21 protein-coding genes are annotated in these 22,179 nt (G+C 57.6%); 11 read left to right on the plus strand and 10 right to left on the minus strand.

Translation table 11 applies throughout. The features are described from left to right. Nucleotides 1–149: 149 nt before the first annotated feature. The 3 genes from hrpA to AC1MEE_RS01040 all read left to right on the plus strand — a co-directional run bounded on the left by hrpA (nt 150) and on the right by AC1MEE_RS01040 (nt 6,902). Nucleotides 150–4,061 (plus strand): ATP-dependent RNA helicase HrpA, encoded by a 3,912-nt coding sequence (hrpA, locus tag AC1MEE_RS01030; protein ID WP_480413324.1) that lies wholly within the window; start codon nt 150–152, stop codon nt 4,059–4,061. Between the two features lie 204 nt (nt 4,062–4,265). Then, nucleotides 4,266–5,387, plus strand: coding sequence for a beta-ketoacyl-ACP synthase III (locus tag AC1MEE_RS01035; RefSeq protein WP_480413326.1), 1,122 nt, complete (start codon nt 4,266–4,268; stop codon nt 5,385–5,387). A 387-nt stretch (nt 5,388–5,774) separates the two neighbouring features. Beyond that, nucleotides 5,775–6,902, plus strand: a complete 1,128-nt coding sequence (locus tag AC1MEE_RS01040) for a GNAT family N-acetyltransferase (protein WP_480413328.1) — start codon at nt 5,775–5,777, stop codon at nt 6,900–6,902. 222 nt (nt 6,903–7,124) lie between these two features. On the opposite strand, the gene AC1MEE_RS01045 is transcribed toward AC1MEE_RS01040, so the two are convergent. The 4 genes from AC1MEE_RS01045 to AC1MEE_RS01060 all read right to left on the minus strand — a co-directional run bounded on the left by AC1MEE_RS01045 (nt 7,125) and on the right by AC1MEE_RS01060 (nt 11,537). Beyond that, on the minus strand, nt 7,125–8,957 hold the full coding sequence (locus tag AC1MEE_RS01045; protein ID WP_480413330.1) for an ABC transporter ATP-binding protein: 1,833 nt from the start codon (nt 8,955–8,957) through the stop codon (nt 7,125–7,127). Between the two features lie 114 nt (nt 8,958–9,071). Then, nucleotides 9,072–9,641, minus strand: a complete 570-nt coding sequence (locus AC1MEE_RS01050; protein ID WP_480413332.1) for a peptidylprolyl isomerase — start codon at nt 9,639–9,641, stop codon at nt 9,072–9,074. 157 nt (nt 9,642–9,798) lie between these two features. Then, complete coding sequence (locus AC1MEE_RS01055; RefSeq protein ID WP_480413334.1) at nt 9,799–10,599, minus strand: alpha/beta fold hydrolase; 801 nt, start codon at nt 10,597–10,599, stop codon at nt 9,799–9,801. A 14-nt stretch (nt 10,600–10,613) separates the two neighbouring features. Then, nucleotides 10,614–11,537 carry a LysR family transcriptional regulator gene (locus AC1MEE_RS01060; protein WP_480413336.1) on the minus strand — a complete coding sequence of 308 codons (924 nt, stop codon included), beginning with the start codon at nt 11,535–11,537 and terminating at the stop codon, nt 10,614–10,616. Between the two features lie 49 nt (nt 11,538–11,586). On the opposite strand from AC1MEE_RS01060, the gene AC1MEE_RS01065 reads away from it, so the two are divergent. From AC1MEE_RS01065 to AC1MEE_RS01075, 3 genes are all read left to right on the plus strand, one after another. After that, the gene (locus AC1MEE_RS01065) at nt 11,587–11,901 is read left to right on the plus strand and encodes a 3-phosphoglycerate kinase (RefSeq protein ID WP_480413338.1); all 315 of its coding nucleotides are present in this window, start codon (nt 11,587–11,589) and stop codon (nt 11,899–11,901) included. A 168-nt stretch (nt 11,902–12,069) separates the two neighbouring features. Beyond that, a complete protein-coding gene (locus AC1MEE_RS01070; RefSeq protein WP_480413340.1) occupies nt 12,070–12,669 on the plus strand; it encodes an FMN-dependent NADH-azoreductase in 600 nt (199 codons plus the stop codon). Nucleotides 12,670–12,963: 294 nt separating this feature from the next. After that, nucleotides 12,964–14,310, plus strand: coding sequence for a DEAD/DEAH box helicase (locus AC1MEE_RS01075; RefSeq protein ID WP_480413342.1), 1,347 nt, complete (start codon nt 12,964–12,966; stop codon nt 14,308–14,310). Nucleotides 14,311–14,382: 72 nt separating this feature from the next. Here AC1MEE_RS01075 and AC1MEE_RS01080 read toward each other — a convergent pair whose 3' ends face one another. After that, complete coding sequence (locus AC1MEE_RS01080) at nt 14,383–14,658, minus strand: hypothetical protein (protein WP_480413344.1); 276 nt, start codon at nt 14,656–14,658, stop codon at nt 14,383–14,385. 177 nt (nt 14,659–14,835) lie between these two features. Here AC1MEE_RS01080 and AC1MEE_RS01085 point away from each other — a divergent pair, with 177 nt between their 5' ends. Next, on the plus strand, nt 14,836–15,228 hold the full coding sequence (locus tag AC1MEE_RS01085; RefSeq protein WP_480413346.1) for a transcriptional regulator: 393 nt from the start codon (nt 14,836–14,838) through the stop codon (nt 15,226–15,228). Between the two features lie 26 nt (nt 15,229–15,254). On the opposite strand, the gene AC1MEE_RS01090 is transcribed toward AC1MEE_RS01085, so the two are convergent. Both AC1MEE_RS01090 and AC1MEE_RS01095 read right to left on the minus strand, forming a co-directional pair. After that, on the minus strand, nt 15,255–16,127 hold the full coding sequence (locus AC1MEE_RS01090; RefSeq protein ID WP_480413348.1) for a DUF6279 family lipoprotein: 873 nt from the start codon (nt 16,125–16,127) through the stop codon (nt 15,255–15,257). A gap of 249 nt (nt 16,128–16,376) precedes the next feature. Then, a complete protein-coding gene (locus AC1MEE_RS01095) occupies nt 16,377–16,565 on the minus strand; it encodes a hypothetical protein (protein WP_480416120.1) in 189 nt (62 codons plus the stop codon). Between the two features lie 373 nt (nt 16,566–16,938). On the opposite strand from AC1MEE_RS01095, the gene AC1MEE_RS01100 reads away from it, so the two are divergent. After that, nucleotides 16,939–17,775, plus strand: coding sequence for a CvfB family protein (locus tag AC1MEE_RS01100; protein WP_480413350.1), 837 nt, complete (start codon nt 16,939–16,941; stop codon nt 17,773–17,775). A gap of 115 nt (nt 17,776–17,890) precedes the next feature. Here AC1MEE_RS01100 and AC1MEE_RS01105 read toward each other — a convergent pair whose 3' ends face one another. Next, the gene (locus AC1MEE_RS01105; protein ID WP_480413352.1) at nt 17,891–18,517 is read right to left on the minus strand and encodes a DsbA family oxidoreductase; all 627 of its coding nucleotides are present in this window, start codon (nt 18,515–18,517) and stop codon (nt 17,891–17,893) included. 234 nt (nt 18,518–18,751) lie between these two features. After that, complete coding sequence (locus AC1MEE_RS01110) at nt 18,752–19,132, minus strand: hypothetical protein (RefSeq protein ID WP_480413354.1); 381 nt, start codon at nt 19,130–19,132, stop codon at nt 18,752–18,754. A gap of 257 nt (nt 19,133–19,389) precedes the next feature. Here AC1MEE_RS01110 and AC1MEE_RS01115 point away from each other — a divergent pair, with 257 nt between their 5' ends. The 3 genes from AC1MEE_RS01115 (at nt 19,390) to def (ending at nt 21,363) form a co-directional block, all read left to right on the plus strand. Further along, nucleotides 19,390–19,581, plus strand: a complete 192-nt coding sequence (locus tag AC1MEE_RS01115; RefSeq protein WP_480413356.1) for a CsbD family protein — start codon at nt 19,390–19,392, stop codon at nt 19,579–19,581. Between the two features lie 232 nt (nt 19,582–19,813). Next, on the plus strand, nt 19,814–20,776 hold the full coding sequence (locus AC1MEE_RS01120; protein ID WP_480413358.1) for a YihY/virulence factor BrkB family protein: 963 nt from the start codon (nt 19,814–19,816) through the stop codon (nt 20,774–20,776). 47 nt (nt 20,777–20,823) lie between these two features. Continuing rightward, nucleotides 20,824–21,363, plus strand: a complete 540-nt coding sequence (gene def / locus AC1MEE_RS01125) for a peptide deformylase (RefSeq protein WP_480413360.1) — start codon at nt 20,824–20,826, stop codon at nt 21,361–21,363. Nucleotides 21,364–21,392: 29 nt separating this feature from the next. Here the strand turns inward: def and AC1MEE_RS01130 are convergent, their stop codons facing one another. Continuing rightward, nucleotides 21,393–21,800, minus strand: a complete 408-nt coding sequence (locus AC1MEE_RS01130; protein WP_480413362.1) for a GNAT family N-acetyltransferase — start codon at nt 21,798–21,800, stop codon at nt 21,393–21,395. Nucleotides 21,801–22,179 lie beyond the last annotated feature (379 nt).

A 22,179-nucleotide genomic window follows, 5' to 3' on the forward strand; every position in this document is an offset into this window, starting at 1 on the left:
GTACGACCTTCAGCAATCTCACAGACATGACTGCTTCGCAGTCAATCGCAGCCTTCGGCAGCTCCTACAGAGGTAGCGTTGGCTGCATGGACCCCAACAAATCTGCGACAATCCGCCCTTTGCATCCATCAAAAGACTTTGCGTACCTGATGACCGACGAATCGCCCTCCATCGACCAATTGCTGAGAAACCTTGACCACGCGATGATTTCTGATCGTCATCGCTTGCGCCGTCAGTTGCATGAGCTGCGCAAGAAGCCCGATGAGGCCAGGCTGGCGCAGTGGGTCGAGCGTGTGCAAGCGTCTTTCGCTCAGGTCACGGCCCGGCGCGACAGCCTGCCGGTGATTCGCTACGACGACAGCCTGCCGATTGCCGCCAAGCGCGATGAAATCAAGGCAGCACTGCTCAAGCATCAGGTACTGATCATCGCCGGCGAAACCGGTTCTGGCAAAACCACGCAGTTGCCGAAGATCTGCCTGGAAATCGGTCGCGGCCAGCACGGTCTGATCGGTCACACCCAGCCTCGACGAATCGCTGCCCGCAGCGTGGCGACCCGGGTTGCCGAAGAATTGGCGACACCGCTGGGCGCTCTGGTCGGCTATCAAGTGCGTTTCGAAGATCAAAGCGACAGCAATACCCTGATCAAGCTGATGACCGACGGCATTCTGCTGGCTGAAACCCAGCACGACCGTTATCTGGAACGCTACGACACGATCATCGTCGACGAAGCCCACGAACGCAGCCTGAACATCGACTTCCTCCTCGGTTACCTGAAGACTCTGCTGCCGCGTCGCCCTGATCTGAAACTGATCATCACTTCGGCGACCATTGACCTGCAGCGCTTCTCCGAGCATTTCCACGACGCACCAATTGTCGAGGTCTCCGGTCGCACTTTTCCGGTGGAAACCTGGTATCGCCCGCTGACGTCCCAGCAGGACGAGGAGGGCAATGCGGTCGAAGAAGACCTGACCGTCGATCAAGCGATTCTGGCGACACTCGATGAGCTGGCGGCGTTCGAGCGCAGCGAACGCAAGAGCCCCGGTGATGTGCTGGTGTTTTTGCCGGGCGAACGGGAAATCCGTGACGCGGCGGAAATGCTGCGCAAGGCCCAACTCAAACACACCGAAATCCTGCCGTTGTACGCGCGCCTGTCGCCGGCCGAACAGCAGCGGATATTCCAGTCCCATCCAGGACGGCGCGTGGTGCTGGCGACCAACGTCGCGGAAACCTCGCTGACGGTGCCGGGCATTCGTTACGTGATCGACAGCGGTACCGCGCGGATCAGCCGTTATAGCTATCGGGCCAAGGTTCAGCGCCTGCCCATCGAAGCGGTTTCGCAAGCCAGCGCCAATCAACGCAAGGGCCGTTGCGGTCGGGTCGAGCCGGGCCTGTGTGTGCGTCTGTACAGCGAGGAAGATTTCAACGGCAGACCGGAATTCACCGATCCGGAAATACTGCGGACCAATCTGGCTGCGGTGATTCTGCAGATGCTGCATTTGCGTCTGGGCGAGATCACCGACTTCCCGTTTATCGAACCCCCCGATGGCAAAGCCATCACTGATGGTTTCAACCTGTTGCAAGAGCTGTCGGCGGTCAACCGCGAGAACCAGTTGACGCCGCTGGGCCGTCAACTGGCGCGCCTGCCGGTGGATCCGCGCATGGGCCGCATGTTGCTCGAAGCCGCCAAACAAGGCAGCTTGCAGGAAGTCTTGATCGTCGCCAGTGCGATGTCCGTGCAGGACGTTCGTGAGCGTCCGCCCGAGCGACAACAGGCCGCCGATCAGGCCCACGCGCAATGGAAGGACATCGATTCCGACTTCGCCGGGCTGGTCAACCTGTGGCGCGGTTTTGAAGAGCAGCGTCAAGCCTTGACCGCCAGTCCGCTGCGCAATTGGTGCCGCAAGAACTTCCTCAATTACCTGCGTCTGCGCGAGTGGCGCGACTCCCATCGGCAATTGAGCCTGATCTGTCGTGACCTGCAGTTGACGATCAACCAAGAACCGGCCGATTACCCCAAGCTGCATAAGGCGGTGCTTTCCGGTCTGCTCAGCCAGATCGGACAGAAGACCGAAGAAGGCGATTATCTGGGCGCGCGACAACGGCGTTTCTGGATTCATCCGTCGTCCGGGCTGGGCAAGAAGCGCCCGCAATGGCTGATGGCAGCCGAGCTGGTGGAAACCACCAAGCTGTATGCGCGCATGGTGGCCAAGATCGATGCGGACTGGATCGAGCCGCTGGCCGGGCATCTGATCAAGAAAAACCATTTCGAACCGCATTGGGAGAAGAAGCGCGGCCAGGTCGTGGCATTCGAGCAGATCACCCTGTTCGGTCTGATCGTGGTCGGCCGGCGTCCGGTGCATTACGGCCCGATCGATCCCGCCGTGTCGCGCGAACTGTTTATCCGCGAAGCGCTGGTGCGTGGCGAGATTCTGTCCCGGGCCAAATGCCTGACGGCCAACACCCAGTTGCTGGAACAGCTCGACGAGCTGGAGGCCAAGGCCCGCCGTCGCGATATTCTGGCCGACGAAGACACGCTGTTCAGCTTCTATGAAGCACGGGTGCCGGCAGAGATTCATCAAACCGCGACCTTCGACAGTTGGTACCGAATCGAGAGCCAGAAGAATCCCCAGCTGTTGATCATGCGCGAGGAAGACGTGCTGGCCCGTGAAGCCAGCGAAGTCACTGCCGCGTATTACCCGGACACCCTGCGCCTGGGCGATCTGACCCTGGCGCTCAGTTATCACTTCGAACCCAATCATCCGCGCGACGGCGTGACCCTGCGGGTGCCTGCGCCGCTGCTACCGATGCTGCCTGGCGAGCGCCTGGAATGGCTGGTGCCGGGGCTGCTGGAAACCAAATGCATCGCGCTGGTACGCAACCTGCCCAAGGCAATTCGCAAAAACTTCGTGCCAGTGCCGGACTTCATCAAGGCCGCTTTGCAGCGCATCACCTTCGGCGAGGGCTCGTTGCCCCATGCGCTGGGGCGTGAATTGCTGCGCATGACCGGCGCGCGCGTGACGGACGAGGCGTGGATCGAGGCCGCCCAGCAGCTTGAAAACCATCTGAAGATGAACCTGGAAATCCTTGACGGCAGCGGCAAATTCCTCGGCGAAGGGCGTGAGTTGGACACGTTGACTGCGCGTTTCGCCGAGGCCAGTCAGGCCGCGTTGGCGGCGCCGCAAACGGCGAAAAATCAGCAGCCGGTAGAAGCCAAAATCTTCGCTCCGGTGGCCGAAAAAACCCAACAAAACATCGCCGGCCTGTCGATGACGGTGTACCCGGCGTTGGTCGAAGAGGCGGGTACGGTCAAGGAAGGGCGCTTCTCGACACCCGCCGAAGCCGAGTTTCAGCACCGTCGCGCTTTGCAACGTCTGCTGTTGCAGCAGCTCGCCGAGCCAGCCAAGTTCCTGCGCAGCAAGCTGCCGGGGCAGACCGAGCTGGCCTTGCTCCATCGCGAAATGGGTCGGGTCGATGGGCTGATCGAAGACATCCTTTTGGCCAGCCTCGACAGCTGCATTCTCGACGGCGAAGCCAGCCTGCCGCGCGATGGCGCAGGGTTGGCGTCGCTGGCCGAACGCAAGCGTGGCGGTTGGACCGAACACGCCGAGCGCCTGGCGAAACTGACGCTGGAAATCCTCACCCTGTGGCACGGTCTGCAAAAGCGCTTCAAGGGCAAGATCGATCTGGCGCAGGCGGTGGCGCTCAACGACATCAAATCGCAGCTGGGCCATCTGGTGTATCCGGGCTTCGTTCGCGAAACCCCGGCGCAGTGGCTCAAGGAACTGCCGCGCTATTTGAAGTCGATCGAAATGCGTCTGGAAAAGCTGCCCAGTCAGGTGCAGAAGGACCGCGTCTGGAGCATCGAGCTGGCGGGGCAGTGGGCTCAGTATCAGGCCCGCACCAGCAAGCATGCCCAGGAAGGCAAGCGCGACGATGAGTTGACGCTCTACCGCTGGTGGCTGGAGGAATATCGCGTGTCACTGTTCGCTCAGCAGTTGGGGACCAAAATACCGGTTTCGGACAAGCGTTTGAACAAACAGTGGAGCCAGGTCGATGGCTGATCTGCATGAGCGGAAATCGGCTGCTATTCTGCCCGAATAGCGCGAAAACCGGGCCGTTATGGCACACTTCGCGCCTAAATCTGAAAAACGTTATAAAACTCGGTCCGGGTCCAGGACGTGTTTTGATCCGCATTGGTACGATGGTACCAATGCCCATGCCCAGCAGGTCGTTGCCTGCGACGATCAAGTAAGAGAGGAACGACCGTGCATAACGTCGTCATCAGTGGCACAGGCCTGTTTACTCCGGCCAACAGCATTTCCAACGATGAGCTGGTGCAGTCTTTCAATGCCTATGTAGCACTGTTCAATGCCGAAAACGCGGCAGCGATCGAGCGTGGGGACGTCCAGGCACAGATTGAATCAAGCGCTGCGTTCATCGAAAAAGCATCAGGCATCAAGAGCCGCTTCGTCATGGACAAGCGAGGCATTCTCGATCCGCAGCGCATGGCACCGAGCTTGCCAGAGCGTTCCAACGACGAGTGGTCGATCCTCTGCCAGATGGCGGTGAGCGCCGCCGAACACGCACTGCAGCGTGCCGGCAAGACCGCCGCTGATATCGATGGGGTGATTGTCGCCTGCTCCAACCTGCAACGGGCCTACCCGGCCATCGCCATCGAAGTCCAGGAAGCGCTGGGCATCCAGGGTTTTGGCTTCGACATGAACGTCGCTTGTTCCTCGGCCACCTTCGGCATCCAGGCCGCTTGCAACAGCATCCAGCTGGGCCAGGCTCGCGCGTTGCTGGTGGTCAGCCCGGAAATCTGCACCGGTCATTTGAATTTCCGTGACCGCGACAGCCACTTCATCTTTGGCGACGCCGCCACCGCTGTGGTGGTCGAGCGTGCTGACCTGGCGACCTCGCCTCACCAGTTCGATATCGTCAGCACCAAGCTGCAGACCAAGTTTTCCAACAATATTCGCAACAATTTCGGCTTCCTCAACCGCGCGGCGGAAGCGGGCATCGGTGCCCCGGACAAACTGTTCGTTCAGGAAGGCCGCAAAGTGTTCCGCGAGGTGTGCCCGCTGGTGGCCGAGTTGATCAGCACGCATTTGCATGAAAACGGCCTGGACGTCGGCGACATCAAACGCTTCTGGCTGCATCAGGCCAACCTCAGCATGAACCACTTAATCGTGAAGAAACTGTTGGGTCGCGAAGCGTCGGAGGAAGAAGCCCCGGTGATTCTCGACACCTACGCCAACACCAGTTCGGCCGGTTCGGTGATTGCGCTGCACACTTACCAGGACGACCTGCCGAGCGGCGCGCTGGGCGTGCTCAGCTCGTTCGGGGCCGGGTACTCGATTGGCAGCGTGATCCTGCGCAAGCATTGATCAGGGATGTCTGTCGCTGACGACGCGTTATTGATCGCCCGTCATTTGGCCCAGGAACAACAAGCTTCCGATAAGCGTTAAAACGTGGCGAAAGCCCTGTAACAGGGCTTTCGGGCTTATTGCGATTCGACGTAAAAAATCACCTGTAACAAAATGTTTATATATAAGCCATTTGTCTGACATAACCCGCCGTCAATATGCCCTCGGTCACTCGCTCAACCCCACGCCGAGCGAGTGAAATACCGCAGAAAAGTGATGCAGGGTTTTTTCTTCATCCGTTAAGACTCATCGTTTTTACCCTGCTTCGGCGGGGTTTTTTATTTCGGCTTATTCAGCGGATGCGCGATACTCGCCAGGCTTGTGCGCGATAACGCTTGGGGAATGCTGATGCCGCTACAACGTTTGGACAGTCTTTCGGCACTGCCACCGGAGCTCTGGGACGCCTTGGTACCCGATGCCCAGCCTTTTTTACGTCACGCGTTTCTCAGTGCCCTGGAAGACAGCGGCAGCCTCGGTCCGCGCTCCGGCTGGCGTGCGGAACACCTGCTGCATTACGAAAACGGCCAGTTGATTGCGGCGCTACCCAGCTATCGCAAATGGCATTCCTATGGCGAGTACGTATTCGATCACGGCTGGGCCGAAGCCTGTGCGCGCGCCGGTATCAACTATTACCCGAAGCTGTTGGTCGCCGTGCCATTCAGTCCGGTAAGTGGACCGCGTCTACTGTCGGCGACCCCGGAGGCCGGGATAGAGCTATTGGCCAGCCTGCCCGGTTACATCGAGATCGAACAGCTGTCGAGTGTGCACATCAATTTCACCGATCCGGTGGCCGATGCCTTGCTGGCTGAGCAATCGGGCTGGTTGCAGCGCCTGGGTTGCCAGTTCCATTGGCAGAACCGCGGTTATCGGGACTTTCAGGATTTTCTCGACGCCTTGAGTTCGCGCAAGCGCAAGCAGATGCGCAAAGAGCGAGAACAGGTGGCGGGGCAGGGCATCGAGTTCGAATGGCTGGAGGGCCATCAACTGAGTGAAGCGCAATGGGACTTCGTTTACGCCTGTTACGCCAACACCTACGCGGTGCGTCGGCAAACGCCGTACCTGACCCGCGAGTTTTTCAGCCTGCTGGCGGAGCGCATGCCCGAAGCGATCCGGGTGGTCTTGGCCAAACAGGGTTCAAGACCGGTGGCAATGGCCTTCAGCCTGGTCGGCAGCGACAGTTTTTATGGGCGTTACTGGGGCTGTCTGGCCGAGTTCGACCGGCTGCATTTCGAGACCTGTTTTTATCAAGGCATGGACTATGCAATCGCCAACGGATTTCAGCGCTTCGATGCCGGCGCTCAGGGCGAGCACAAGCTGATTCGTGGCTTCGAACCGGTGATTACCCACTCCTGGCATTACCTGGTGCACCCGGGGTTGAAGTCAGCGGTCAGTGATTTTCTGAAGCAGGAACGCGTCGGCATCCTGTTGTACGCCGAAGAAGCGCGGACAGCGTTGCCTTATCGGCAGGCGGATTGATCGCCAACCCCCTGTAGGAGCGCGCTTGCCCGCGATGGAGTGCGCAGCAGTCCCAAAACCAGCGAACTCGATTCTGGCAGTAGAACTGCGATCAGCATTTGGGACCGCTACGCGGTCCATCGCGGGCAAGCGCGCTCCTACAATTGACCGAGTTTGCTGCGCGACAGCGCGGTGTCGAAGACGGGGGCGGGATCTCCTACAGCGAATGGATTTACGCGGTCTTCAATCAATCCCGACAAACCCGCCCGTCTGATGCTGCCACAACCGCGCATACAGGCCACCATGGGCCAGCAGTTCGGCGTGGGTGCCGCTCTCGGCGATCTGGCCGTTCTCCAGGACCACCAGCCGATCCATGCGGGCGATGGTCGAGAGGCGGTGGGCGATGGCGATCACGGTTTTACCTTTCATCAACGTTTCCAGGCTTTCCTGAATCGCCGCTTCGACCTCAGAATCCAGGGCTGATGTCGCTTCATCCATGATCAGGATCGGCGCGTCCTTGAGCAGTACGCGGGCGATGGCGATCCGCTGACGTTGCCCCCCCGACAGTTTCACCCCGCGCTCGCCGACATGGGCGTCGAAGCCCGTGCGACCTTCAGCGTCGGACAGCAGGGGAATGAACTCATCGGCCCGGGCTTTACGCACGGCCTCCCATAATTCGATATCGGTGGCATCGGGTTTGCCGTACAGCAAGTTCTCGCGGATCGAGCGGTGCAGCAACGAGGTGTCCTGGGTGATCATGCCGATACGTTCGCGCAGGCTTTCCTGAGCGACGTGAGAGATGTCCTGCCCGTCGACCAGAATGCTTCCACCCTGCAGGTCATACAGACGCAGCAGCAAATTGACCAGAGTCGATTTGCCCGCACCGGACGGTCCGATCAGGCCGATTTTTTCGCCGGGTTTGATGTTCAGGTTCAGCCCGCTGATGATCCCGCTGCTTTTGCCGTAATGGAAATCGACATTCTCGAACTTCACGCCGCCGCGCTCGACGTTCAGTTTCGGTGCCTGCTCGCGGTCGGTCACGCTGACCGGTTGGGCGATGGTTTGCAGACCGTCCTGCACCATGCCGATGTTCTCGAAGATGCCGTTGACCACCCACATGATCCAGCCAGACATGTTGACGATACGTATCGCCAGCCCGGTTGCGAGGGCGATGGCACCGACCGAGATCGACGATTGCGTCCATAGCCACAGCGCCAGGGCAGTGGTGCCGACGATCAGCACACCGTTCATGCTGGTGATCACCGTGTCCATGGCGGTGACCACGCGACCGGCCAATTGGGTTTTTTCGGTCTGTTCGCTGATCGCTTCCCGGGCGTATTGCTGCTCGAAGTTGGTGTGGGCAAACAGCTTGAGGGTGGCGATGTTGGTGTAGCCGTCGACGATCCGCCCCATCAATTTGGAGCGCGCTTCCGACGAGACCACTGAGCGCTCTTTGACCCGTGGCACGAAGTACCAGAGGGCCAGAATGTAGCAAACGATCCAGGCCAGCAGCGGGATCATCAGACGCCAATCGGCCTCGGCGAACAGCACCAGGGCGCCGATGGCGTAGATCAACACATGCCACAACGCGTCCACCGCTTGTACCGCCGAATCACGCAACGAGTTACCGGTCTGCATGATCCGCTGGGCGATGCGCCCGGCGAAGTCGTTCTGGAAAAAATTGATGCTCTGCTTGAGCACGTAGCTGTGGTTCTGCCAGCGAATCATGCTGGTCATGCCGGGGCTGATGGTCTGGTGCACCAGCAGGTCGTGCAGGCCGACGAAAATAGGCCGGAACACCAACGTAACCACCAGCATCCAGATCAATTCGGCGCTGTGCTCGCTGAAGAAATGGGCATTGGGTGTGCCTTGGGCCAGGTCGATAATTCGGCTCAGGTAGCTGAACAGCGCGACTTCGATCAGCGCACCGATCAGCCCGACCACCAGCAACGCGACGAAGCTCGGCCATACCTGACGCAGGTAATAGACGTAAAACGACAGGACTTTATTCGGAGGGGCAGCAGTGGGGGCGTCGCGAAAAATATCGATCAGTTGTTCAAAACGACGATAGAGCATTGGTTCTGACGCCCACCGCAGCGGGCTCTCCTTACGGGTGGAAAGCTTTCCTCATCAGACTGCATGAAACCGGCTTTGCTTGCGACGATTTCATGCCACCTGATGCGTATCGACTCAGTCGATACGTTTGGCTGACTTGATCAGCACAGGGGTTGAAGGCACGTTTTGCATACCGTCTTTGGTGGTGGTTGGGGTATTCGCGATCTGGTCGACCACGTCCATGCCCTTGACCACCTTGCCGAACACCGCATAACCGAAGTCGCGATTGCCGTGGTCGAGCATCTCGTTGTCTTTGTGGTTGATGAAGAACTGGCTGGTGGCCGAGTTCACATCCGAGGTGCGCGCCATGGCGATAGTGCCGCGTACGTTATGCAGGCCGTTGTCGGCTTCGTTCTTGATTGGGTCTTTGGTGGGTTTTTGCACCATGTACTGGTTAAAACCACCGCCCTGAACCATGAAACCCGGGATCACCCGGTGAAAAATAGTGTTGGTGTAGAAACCGCTGTCGACGTACGCCAGAAAGTTCTGGGTGCTGATCGGCGCCTTGGTGTCTTCCAGTTCGATCTCGATCTGACCCATATCAGTGGTCAGCAGAACGTGAGTTGGCTTGCCAGCCGGTTGTGCAGCCATCAGGTTGGCGGCAAACAGAACGGAACAGGTGGCGAGGGCGATTTTTTTCAACATGGGTCAGTGATCCTGGGTAGTGGTTTCGACTGCAAACAAGCACTTCATTCGGGTGCGATCAAGCGCACAAGGTAAGCACGTTTGGGTTTTTTTAGACAGTGCCGGGCGGCTAGTCCAAAGGGATAGCGCCACGAAAAATACCTGTCCGATGTGACATTCATTGCCCCGATGAGACCTCTACCGCATCGACAAATTCAAGCAGCGCTCGATTGAAGGCCTCGGGTTGATCAAGAGGAGTTGCGTGTCGGGAATCCGCAATCACCACCAGTCGGGCCTGGCTGATCAGACGCATGTAATCTTCTTTCAGCGCTACCGGGGTGTAATCGTGGTCGGCGCTGACGATCAACGTCGGGCAACTGATTCGCGACAATCGTTCCTGCACCCCCCAACCCACAAGGGCATCGAAACTGGCGAGGTAGGCGCGTTTGTCATTCTGTCCCCAGCGCTCGGCTATTTTGTGGCGCAGTTCGGCCTGTTCGGGTTTGGGAAACAGGATCTGGCCCAGGCCCTTGCCGATGGCAGCCATGCTCAGCAGACGCCCGAAGCCCCAGCGTTTGGCCCAATACAAGCCGTCTTTGACTGTTTTGATTTTGACTTGCGGCGCGCTGTTGACGATGCACAGGCTTTTGAGCAAGTGCGGCTGATCGACCGCCAGTTGAAAGCCGATCATCCCGCCCATCGACAGTCCGACCAGATGCACCGGCGCCAGCCGCAAATGCTCGATCAGCGCCACAACGTCGGCGGTAAAGCCGGGGATGCTGTAGCGCTCATCGGGCTTGTCCGAGCGGCCGTGGCCGCGCACGTCCATGACGATCACCCGATAGTGCGCGGCCAGTGCCGGGATCTGGTATTCCCAGTCCTGGCAGCTGGAACCCAGACCGTGCATCAATAGCAGCGGCGAACCCTGACCATATTCCTCGTAGTGCAATGAACAGCCATCATGCTCAAAAAAGGCCATGGTCGATCTCCCTGTCAGGCTTGTTGTGGGGCAGCAAATGCAGCGTCCAGCGGGGCCGTGTCGAAGTTGCGGATCAAGTCGATCAGGATCTGCGTCGCGGGCCCCAATGGCTTTTCCTTGTTCGCGTAAAGATAGAACAACGGATGACGACTGCCGCCTTGATCCAGCGGCAATGCTTTAAGCACGCCCTCCTTGAGCTCACGCTCGATCAAGTGCCGTGGCAGCCAGGCGAAGCCCAGACCGCTGCTGACGAAGGTCGCCGCCGTTGCCAGGCTGCCGACGGTCCAGCGTTGCTCGGCGCCCAGCCAGCCGACGTCACGGGGTTGCTGCCGGCCGGAGTCGCGAATCACCACCTGTAGTTGGCTTTCCAGGTCCTGGAACGTCAATTCGCGATGCATTTGATGCAACGAATGTTCAGGGTGGGCGACGGCGACGAACTCGACGGCGCTCATCTCGGTGCCCAGATACCCAGGAATATTGAAGCCACTGATGGCCAGATCGGCGACGCCTTCGAGCAGCACTTCTTCAACCCCGGACAGCACTTCCTCGCGCAACCGCACGCGGCAGCCCCGGCTTTGCGGCATGAACGCGGTCAAGGCCCGCACCAGTCGCGCATTAGGGTAGGCGGCATCGACCACCACCCGCACTTCCGCCTCCCAGCCTTGCTCCATATGGTGGGCCAGGTCTTCCAGTTGGCTGGCCTGCTTGACCAGTTGCCGCGAGCGGCGCAGCAACACGCCACCGGCTTCCGTCAACACGGCTTTGCGCCCGTCGATACGCAATAACGGTACGCCAAGCTGGTCCTGCATTCGCGCCACGGTGTAACTCACCGATGACTGTGAGCGGTGCAGGGCCTCGGCGGCCTGGGCGAAACCACCATGGTCGACCACGGCTTGCAATGTTCGCCATTGATCAAGGGTCACGCGGGGCGCTTTCATGATTGGATCCTTCTGCCATAAGCTGGCAGCCCTAATTGGAGACTGCCGGATGAAAAAATTCTGTTGTGTGTTGTTGGCGTTGTTGCCTGTCAGTGCTTTCGCCTATTCGATTGACGTGGAGAAGCATCTCACGGGTGTCAGCATCGACTACACCAGCCACGATACCGACTACGACATGGGCTCCATTACCTTGAACAACTACGGCGACGTTGATGCCCAGTGCACGGTGGTGTTCATCAATGGCCCTGAGTCGCCACGTACCCGTCGCGTGCAGATCGCTGCGAAACACAGCGCGGACGTCTCGGCAAAATTCAGCCGCAACATCATCAAGCTGCGGATCAAGCTGACCTGCGAAGCGAAGTAAAACGCTCGATCGGGGCCTGCTCCGCTCTGTAGCGAGAGTAGTGCCCCATTTTCGATAAAACAATTTATTAGATGGGTTGTAGCAGTTTTTTACGCTTTTTAATCGATACGTGCCTGTTTAACCTTCACTCCATCGACTCAAGACACTCTTCGATGGAGGCAACATCCCATGTCCCGCGTACTGATCATTGAAAGCAGCGCCCGCCAGCAAGGCTCGGTTTCACGCCAATTGACCCAGCAATTCATCGGCCAATGGCAAGCCGAGCATCCTGCCGATCAGATCTCAGTGCGTGACCTGGCGACCAACCCTGTGCCGCACCTGGATTCGAACCTGATGGGTGGCTGGATGAAACCGGCCGAGCAACGCAACGAAGTGGAGCAATTCGCGTTGGAGCGCTCCAATCAGCTGACCGACGAACTGGTCGCTGCCGATGTATTGGTGCTGGCCGCGCCCATGTACAACTTCGCGATCCCCAGCACCCTCAAAGCCTGGTTCGACCATGTGCTGCGTGCCGGCGTGACCTTCAAATACGGCGAGACCGGCCCGCAAGGCCTGCTCACCGGCAAGCGTGCTTACGTGTTGACCGCTCGCGGTGGTATCTACGCTGGCAGTCCCCTCGATCATCAGGAACCCTACCTGCGTCAGGTGCTCGGCTTTGTCGGCATCCACGACGTCACCTTCATCCACGCCGAAGGCCTGAACATGGGCGGCGATTTCCTTGAGAAAGGTCTGAACCAGGCGAAAGCCAAACTCGCTCAGATCGCTTGATCCCGAGCGCTACACCGACTTCCCTTTGGTACCTGTTGCTCCTTCGGTGCACTGCCCGATCCTCTTTATTGATGATCGGGCTTTTTTGTTGCCTGACCTATTGTTTACGTCAAGCAATAGGTCAGGCACCGATCCTACAGGGACTTACTTGAAATGGCCTGCAGTGGTAAATCGAGCAACAAAAAGCCTCCGTTTAGTAAAGAAAAAGACCAGTTGTAGTAAAGAAACTCGGCCTCGGCGCTCGAAACCGTTAATCTATGCGACGTTTTTTTGTTTTTCGTCGAGGTAACACCCGTGTTTTCCCAATTCGCCCTGCACGAACGCCTGCTTAAAGCCGTGGCCGAGCTTAAATTTGTCGAGCCTACGCCTGTGCAAGCAGCGGCTATTCCGCTGGCACTGGAAGGGCGTGACCTGCGGGTGACTGCGCAAACCGGTAGCGGCAAAACCGCAGCCTTCGTTTTGCCGATGCTCAATCGCCTGATGGGCCCGGCCAAGGTTCGTGTCGACATTCGCGCAGTGATTCTGCTGCCGACCCGCGAACTGGCGCAGCAGACCCTCAAGGAAGTCGAGCGTTTCTCTCAGTTTACGTTCATCAAATCCGGCCTGATCACTGGCGGTGAGGACTTCAAGGTCCAGGCCGCCATGTTGCGTAAAGTACCGGACATCCTGATCGGCACCCCAGGGCGCCTGCTGGAGCAACTCAACGCCGGCAACCTGGACCTGTCTCAGGTCGAACTGCTGATTCTCGATGAAGCCGACCGCATGCTCGACATGGGTTTTGCCGAAGACGTCGAACGACTGGCGGGCGAGTGCAAGAACCGTCAGCAAACGCTGCTGTTCTCGGCCACCACCGGTGGCGCCGGCCTGCGCGAAATGATAGGCAAGGTATTGACCGATCCGCAGCATTTGCAGGTCAACAGCGTCAGTGAACTGGCCGCAGGCACCCGCCAGCAGATCATCACCGCTGACCACAACAGCCATAAAGAGAAGATCGTTCATTGGCTGCTGGCCAACGAGACGTATCAGAAAGCCATCATCTTCACCAACACCCGCGCCATGGCTGACCGCCTTTACGGTCGTCTGGTCGCGCTGGAGTACAAGGCGTTCGTTCTGCACGGCGACAAGGACCAGAAGGATCGCAAGCTGGCCATCGACCGTCTGAAGCAAGGCGGCGTGAAGATCCTGGTGGCGACTGACGTGGCTGCCCGTGGTCTGGACGTTGACGGTCTGGACATGGTGATCAACTTCGACATGCCGCGCAGTGGCGACGATTATGTGCACCGCATCGGCCGTACCGGTCGTGCGGGTGGCGAAGGTCTGGCCATCTCGCTGATCTGCCATGGCGACTGGAACCTGATGTCCAGCGTCGAGCGCTACCTGAAGCAGAGCTTCGAGCGTCGCACGATCAAGGAAGTCAAAGGCACTTACGGCGGACCGAAGAAGGTCAAGGCGTCGGGCAAGGCTGTCGGCGTGAAGAAGAAAAAGACCGGCGACAAGAAAACCGAGAAGAAGAGCAGCGCCAAGGCGCCGACCAAACGCAAAATCACCAACCGGCCAAAAACCGATCCGTTGTCGCTGGTCAGCGCGGATGGCAAAGCGCCGTTGAAGAAACGCAAGCCAGAAGTGCCAGCTGCCGAATAAATAAGCGGTCAGCGATTCAGCAAAAAAACCGGGCCCTTTGTTCTTCGGAGGGACCGGTTTTTTTGTGGGCGATCAATAGTCAGCTTTCTGGCCAGCGGTATCCAGCTCCTTGAGGCGCTGATCAATCAGTTGGCATTTGTCCGGCAAGTCCTTGCTGGCGGTTTCCAGGTGCATGTTTTTGAGCTCCTCATTTAACTTCTTGGCTTTCTCCGGATTCTTTTGGGTGAGTTTCTGTACTTCCTGGGCCAGTTGCTCACGTTTGGCTGTGGCTTCTTCGAGGGTACAGGCCCAGGCAGGGACGGCGGACAGCAGTGCCAGGGTGGTGGTGATGCTCAGCAGGGTCTTCATGGTCTGCCTCTTTGCGATGGGCTTATCTGATTGAGGGTTCTGGCGCCTCAAAAGTTCAGCAATCGATGCGCCCAACTGAAGCTGAACGGCCACTTCAGAAATCGGTCACTACAATAAGTGCCAAGCCTGTTGGCGGGATGTCACGGGCTTTTTACCCATGCTGGCTGGAGGTTGATCATGACTCAATACAACTGGGACCTTATTGAACGCCTGCTTCACGAAGTGCAAAACAGCGCAGGCAAAAGTTTCGTCCCGCGTGCTTATGCCGAAGAACAAGCCGCTGCTCAGGCTGCTGATGGGGAGTCCACCGGTAATCTGGATCATTTGAAAGCTATTTCCGGGGAATATGAAGCCTTGCTGCTCAAACGCGGCTTTATCGAGTCTCGTCCTGAAGAAGAAGGCGGCAATGGCGAAAACTTCGTCCTGACAGCGCGCGGCTCCAGCTTGCTGTCGCTGATCGATAGCAGCATTCCGGGCAATGACCATCCGCGTCAGGTGCTGGACGAACAGCCCGATGCGTTGGATCCGGACACATTCGAGGCAGTCGCTTCCCAGGCGCAGATTGCTTGAGCGAAGGCGGCCTGTCGCTGCCTTGATCAGCTCTGCTGTCCTGTCTGTAAGCAACTCAAGCCACTGAAGTCCTCTCGTATTTCAGCGATTTTCTGCAGCAAGTGCTGGCGTTGCTCAGGCGTGCTCTCGGCCATCAGGTCTGCCAGCAAGCGGTTCGTCGCGTGTTCGGCCAAGTCATAGGCCTGGCGATACTCCGGCGTCCAGAAACTGTCCCGTTTCTGCAAGAGTTGCGCGATGCGTTGTGGGAATTCGCTGGTCTGGCGTTGCTGGACGGCGTCGAGGAACAGCGCCTGCCAATGAGCGCGGTTATCGATCCGCATTCGATTTTGTTCGCCCAGCGAAGATGACCAGCTCAATATCCGTTGACGCTGAGCCAGATTCAATGTGCCGATCCACGGGCTGAGGCGCTTTTCCATACGCCTGGCTCGGTCGCTGATCTGTTTATCCAGAGGTGGCTTGACGAGTTTATCTTTACGCTCACGCAGGTCCTTGGCGAACGCTGCCTGCATCGCCTGTACTTGCTTGTCGTCCAACTGACTGAGCAGTTCCACTGCTGAGGGGGTGATTCTCTCGGCGATCGTCTCTATAGCTTGCTTCGTCTCGGCGGTGCGTGCATTGAGTTCGGTCTCGGTCACATGGTTGGTCTTGACCATCTGCTGCAAGCGGTCCAGCCAGGTGAGGTAGCCGGGCAATTGCGTGGTGCAATGCCAACTCAGGTGTTCTTTGAGGCGTTCATCCAGCCAACTCTTCTGATTGGAGGTCATGTCCAGATAGTCGTTGAGCGACCAGGGGATGATGACGTCCAGGTGACGATAGGCCAGCCCGACACGGGTGCATCCAGACATTGTCAAAAAAAAGGCCATCAACAGCACAATGGGAGCTTGGAGGGGGTTACGCATGGGGTGACTTCCTTGAGAGACCAGCCTTCCTTGCAGAATGAACCTGGCGATTTACATTTGCTCATAGTCTCAGAAAAAAGAGCGTACCGCTGCTGGCCAGTTGCTGGGGGAGCAAGGCGATTGCCAGTGGGGTTTACGCTGGGCAGGGTGTTCGAGCAGGTCGATGACCTTAGGGGGATCAGGCGTATCGATGGCCCTAGCGCCTTGAGGAACAAAGCGCATAGAGATCGACCGCTGAAGCGGGGGGGATTACTTTTTGCCGAGGGTGATTTGCTTGGACGGGCCGAAAGTCTGGCCGCTGACGCCTTTGGCGATCTGCTGGATTTCACCACCGGATTTCAAGAAAGCAGCGATTTGTGCATTGATCGAATCGCTTGTCTCAACGGCCGGAGCTGCCTTTGGTTTCGAGTTGGATGCTTTTACGCGCATAGCTGCCATTAACCTATATAAACTTGATACGGCCAGCAATTGTATATGAAATGCTTGACAATTGCTTGGTAAATATAGCCCTAAAACACTGATGATTCTGCGCTGTTCCATCGGACAGGCATCTGCTGTATTTAGCCGCTAACTGTCTGTTTTGACTGGAAAGTTATTTTATCAGGGGTTCGACGGGGGTAGCCGGGTGAGCCGTCAGGGTCTGTTGACCTGACGAGTGGGGCCGTTCTGTCTTTCGCTGCGGTCAGTCGCCATGAGCAAGACCTTGATTTTTCTGGCCTTCCGGATCCAGTCGGATGGACGTCGTCGCGCGCCCCGAACACAACCGGCAAACTCGGGTAGAATGCCGCCCACGCAATGAGGGTATTTGGAAATGGCTTTAGTCGGGCGCTACAACAGCTTGCAAGTGGTAAAACACACTAACTTCGGTTTATATCTGGACGGTGCTCAGGACGGCGAAATTCTGCTGCCCAATCGCTATATTCCTAAAGATATTCCCAGCGAAGATGAGGACTGGCTCAACGTTTTCATTTATCTGGACAGTGATGACAAACTGATTGCCACCACTGAAAAACCAAAAGTTCAGGTCGGTGAGTTTGCCAGCTTGAAAGTCGTCGAAGTGAACAGCATCGGCATCTTCCTTGACTGGGGCCTGTCCAAGGATTTGCTCCTGCCGTACTCCGAAGAAAAACGTACGATGCAGGCCGGCGAGTATTGCGTGGTCCACGTCTATCTGGACAAACACACGCGCCGGATCACTGCCACCGCCCGACTGGACCGCTATCTGGACAAGACCCCTGCCGATTACAAGGTCGGTCAGGAAGTCAATTTACTGGTGGCTGAAGCAACCGATATGGGCTTCAAGGCCATTATCAACAACAAACACTGGGGCTTGATTCACAAGAACGAAGTGTTCAAGTTCTTGCGTCCGGGCAAAGAAGAAAAAGGCTTCATCAAAGAAATTCGTGCCGACGGCAATATCAGTCTGAGCCTGCAACCCGTGGGCGAACAGGCGGCCAGCAGCCTGAACTCGAAGATCCTTGCCAAGTTGCGGGAAAACAACGGCGTGCTACCGGTCAGCGACAAGAGCGATCCGCAAGTGATCAGCGGCTTGTTCGGGGTCAGCAAGGGTAACTTCAAGAAGGCGATCGGCGCGCTGTACAAACAGGGCCAGATTGTCATTCATGCGGACCGCATCGAGCTGGTCTGAGGTTCAGGTCAGGCATGGATCAACTGTAGACGCGGGTTTGCCTGCGATGGCGGTAATTCTGACACACCGCGTCAAGCGGATCACAGGCAAGCCAGCTCTACAGTTCAGATCCAGATCACGCGCTTAGCCGGTCGATCTCCCGTTTGAGCTGGTCGATTCCCATGGCGCCATTGAGCACCGTGGCCTTACTCAACGGCTGATCCGCCCGACGAATCAAAAAGGCCGGCACCGCGCGCAATCCCAATTGATCCGCCAGGCCCTCATCGGCCAGTATCTGCTCGGCGTAGCGATGGCTCGACAAGGCGCTGTACAGTGCCTGCGGATCCAGCCCGGTCCGGCTGCCCAGCTCTACCAGTTCTGGCACCTTACCGATATCCCGCCCAAACTCGAAAAACGCCCGAAACGCTTCTTTGTGAAAGCTTTCGAACTTGCCTTGTGCCTTGGCGAAGGCCGCCGCTTCAAGCACGTTGCGGCTACGAGGCTGAACCGGTGGCATCTTCAATACCATGTTGCGTCTTTCCGCCATCGGGTAGACCGAGCGCAACCAGGTCGAACGTAGATAATCGGTGTCAGGGTCAAGGGTCGCAATGGGTTCAGGACGCAATTCGAAGGCGTGCCACTGCATGGCAATCCGCGACCCGTATTCGCGCTGAAGCTGCTCGAACACCGGCAGTTGCAGATAGCAGAAGGGGCAGACGTAATCGCTCCAGATATCGGCTTTCAGTTGACTATCACTGTTCATATCCAATTCTCCATGACTGCTATCTAACAGTGACTCCCACAACTCAGGAAAAGTCCTGCCGTTGGGTGGATCAATCGTATGTCGCAGGAATTGTGGTGTTCGGCGTTATGCCCGGCCTGCGACGCGATCGTCTGGCGCATGCGGCGGGCTATTTGCTGACGCGCAGGTTTGCCTGAGCGAAGGGGATGTCGGGGGATGCTGTATCCCCCCGAGAATGCGATTTATTTCTGAAGGCTATTTTTGCAAGAAGGAGGCGAACGGCACGTTGGCGCCCGTCGGGCGAACGTCCTTGAGGAAGGAGTCCTTGTCGGCGCTCAGTTCCAGGCTGACGGTGCAATTGCGTTTGCCTTCGTTGCGGACCACCAGACCTTCCATGTGATCGCGCAGATACACCGTCGGCACTTTCAAGTGCAGCAGTTGGTCGGTGCTTGGGGTATGCAACAGTAAATGCACCCATTCGTACTGACCGATCTGCAGGCGGCTCATCGGCAGGTCGAACCACCAAATGTTCTTGTTAGTGTTCAGCGCCGTGAAATGGCTGTTGTTGACACCGAGCACGGCTCCGCCGAGTTCCTGGTTTCTGCGAGCGATGGCCAGCTTTTTATCGAGTTTCATAGCATTCCTGTGGATCTGTATGTTCAGCGCGGTGACCTTGATCACCACAGCCTGACTGCGTCGCGCATTCTCGGGGGTTGCTGCGCAAACTTAAAGTTAAACCTGCATGGCGCGATCAAATGACGCTGTTTTGGTGCTTTGAGTCGGCGACGAACGGGAAGACCGGCAGGAAAACTTTTTGAAACTCTGCGCAGCGAAGGGGGGTCAATCCCTATGTCGAGGTTATGGCATCTACTTTTCCATCCAGGAGATACACCATGAGTAGCACTGGCGATAAAGTCAAAGGTATGACCAACGAAGCAGTCGGTAAGGTCAAACAAGGCGTCGGCAAAGCCACCGACAATCCGAAACTCAGAACTGAAGGCAAGACCCAGGAACTCAAAGGCGACGTCCAACAAGCCGTGGGTAAGGCGAAAGATGCGGTGAAAAAGGGTGTCGATAACGCCTGAGTCGCATAGTTGGCGTGAAGTGAAACGCAACGGCCGTCCCTGGATGGCCGTTGTTGTATCTGTCAGAGCTATCTATAGAGGCTGTCTGGCTGACAAAGATTGAAACCTATTCACGGTCGTCTGTCAGGCTACGTTAAGGTAGAACGCAGCCCTCAAACGGGCAGGCTGGAGAGTTGAAGCACTTGCCCTTTTTTCAGCGAAGTCAGCTTGAGTTACGTCGTAAGGAGACGCCATGATTTTTCCGGATTTGCGCGACCTTCACCTGGGTAAGGTGTTGGTGCATACCGTCAAAGAGTTCATGGATGACGAGATGTCGACCTATGCGTCGGCATTGGCTTATCAAATGCTGTTTTCGCTGTTTCCGTTCCTGCTGTTCCTCATCGCCCTGATCGGCTTTCTGCACCTGCCGGATTTCTTCTCCTGGCTGCGTCTGCAATCGGAACTGGTGTTGCCTCCGCAAGCGCTGGAGCAGGTCAACCCGGTGATCGACCAGTTGCAGCAATCCAAGGGTGGACTGCTGTCGATCGGTATCGTCATCGCGTTATGGACCGCCTCGGCGGGCGTGCGCTTGATGATGAGCGCGATGAACGCGGCCTACGATGTGGTGGAAGGGCGGCCGATCTGGAAGCGTTTCCCGCTGTCGATTTTCTACACCGTCGGGATCGCTGTGATACTGCTGGCGACCGCTGGCTTGATGGTCACCGGGCCACAAGTAATGGATTGGCTGGCCGGACAGATCGGCATGGAAGACTTTATCGTCACCTTGTGGACCGTGTTGCGCTGGCCGGTGATCATCATCCTGATGATGATGGCGGTGGCGTTGATCTACTACGTGATGCCTGATGTGGAACAGGAGTTTCGTTTCATCTCCCCAGGCTCGGTGCTGGCGGTGGTGGTCTGGATCATTGCTTCGCTGGGCTTTGGTTATTACGTCAAGGTCTTTTCCAACTACAACGCCATGTACGGCAGCATTGGCGCGATTATCGTGCTGTTGCTGTATTTCTATATTTCGGCGGCGGTGCTGCTGCTGGGCGCGGAAATGAATGCAGTGATCGAGCACATGTCTACCGAGGGCAAGAATCCGGGTGACAAAACGTTCAGGAACGGCGCCGATGACCCTGATGCCAAACAGCATGTTTCGGGGCTCGGGCGTGATCATTCCGTGCCCACTCCAGCGAAGGCTGACGAATCCTGAGCGCGATGTGGCACGATTGTGGCATTGGCTGATAGATAAGGGTTTTTATGATTCGCAAAATTCTGAAAATGGGTGATGAGCACTTGCTGCGCATCGCGCCTCCGGTGCCTGAAGCCCTGTTCGGTACGCCCGAACTCCAGGCCTTGATTGCAGACATGTTCGAGACCATGGAGAGTGTCGGTGGGGTCGGGCTGGCGGCACCGCAGATCGGCGTTGATCTGCAACTGGTGATCTTCGGTTTCGAGCACAGCGAGCGCTACCCGGAGGCCGAAGCTGTCCCGCAAACCATCCTGCTCAACCCCCTGATCACGCCGCTGAGCCCAACCCTGGAAGAGGGGTGGGAAGGTTGTCTGTCAGTGCCGGGTTTGCGCGGTGTGGTGGAGCGTTACGAAAATATCCGCTACGAAGGTTTCGATCCCGATGGCCGCCCGATCCAGCGCACCGCACACGGCTTTCACGCCCGTGTGGTGCAGCATGAATGCGACCACCTGATCGGCCGGCTGTATCCGTCGCGGATCAGCGACTTCAGCAAATTCGGTTTCACTGAAGCGCTGTTCCCGGACATGGACCCCAACGCGGACGAGTGAGCTTATAGTGTGACGGGTTTCCCTGTCGTTCAGGCCCGGCTCATCGCGATCAGGGCTTTGGTGCGGCTGTAGCGTTCAAACCTGTCTGTCAGGGCTTCAGGCAGGTTCGAAGCCGTTTCGAAGCCCCCGCGTTGGTAAAAACTCAACAAATCCGGGTGGCAGAACAGCCAGACAGGTCCATGGGTGTGCGCCAGCGCCTCGCCGATCAAGCGACTGGCAATCGCCTGGCTGCGCAATGACGGAGCGACGAACAATCCGGTCAACCAATGCCCGTCAGCGACCGCGGTCAGGCACAGTGCCCCGACGATTTCAGCTTGTTTCGCCACCCAAAGCTGTGCCTCGCTGCCCGACCGCATTGGCGATTTATGCCCACGGTAAAACTTGTTCAGCAGCGGTCTGGATGACTCGGGCAGCAAGCAAAACTGGATGGCGGGCATGAGGCTCGATAGCTCGACGGCAGCAGGTCAGGGGAGGTGCGGTGCACAAAAGACGGCCCTTGCGGACGGCGCATCATACCGCGCGGTAATCGGTATCAGTGTGGCATCCGATTAGGTGTATAACTGATCCCAGATCCCTCACAGTGGAGAGCGCATCATGAGCAAAGGCATGGAATCAAAGAAAGCCGCGAAGAAGAAACCGGCAAAAACCCTCGATGAAAAACGCGCTGATAAAAAAGCCAAAAAATCCGATGCCGGGCTTTTTGGTCATTGATTCAAGCTTGCGGAGCCTTTTGGGCTCCGCATCCTCTTCTGCTGTTCTAAGTTCATAACCCATCGATCTACAAGATTTTCCTGCGTCGTGACACAGAAGGATTGC

This window comes from Pseudomonas sp. ASL3 (genome assembly GCF_056680425.1).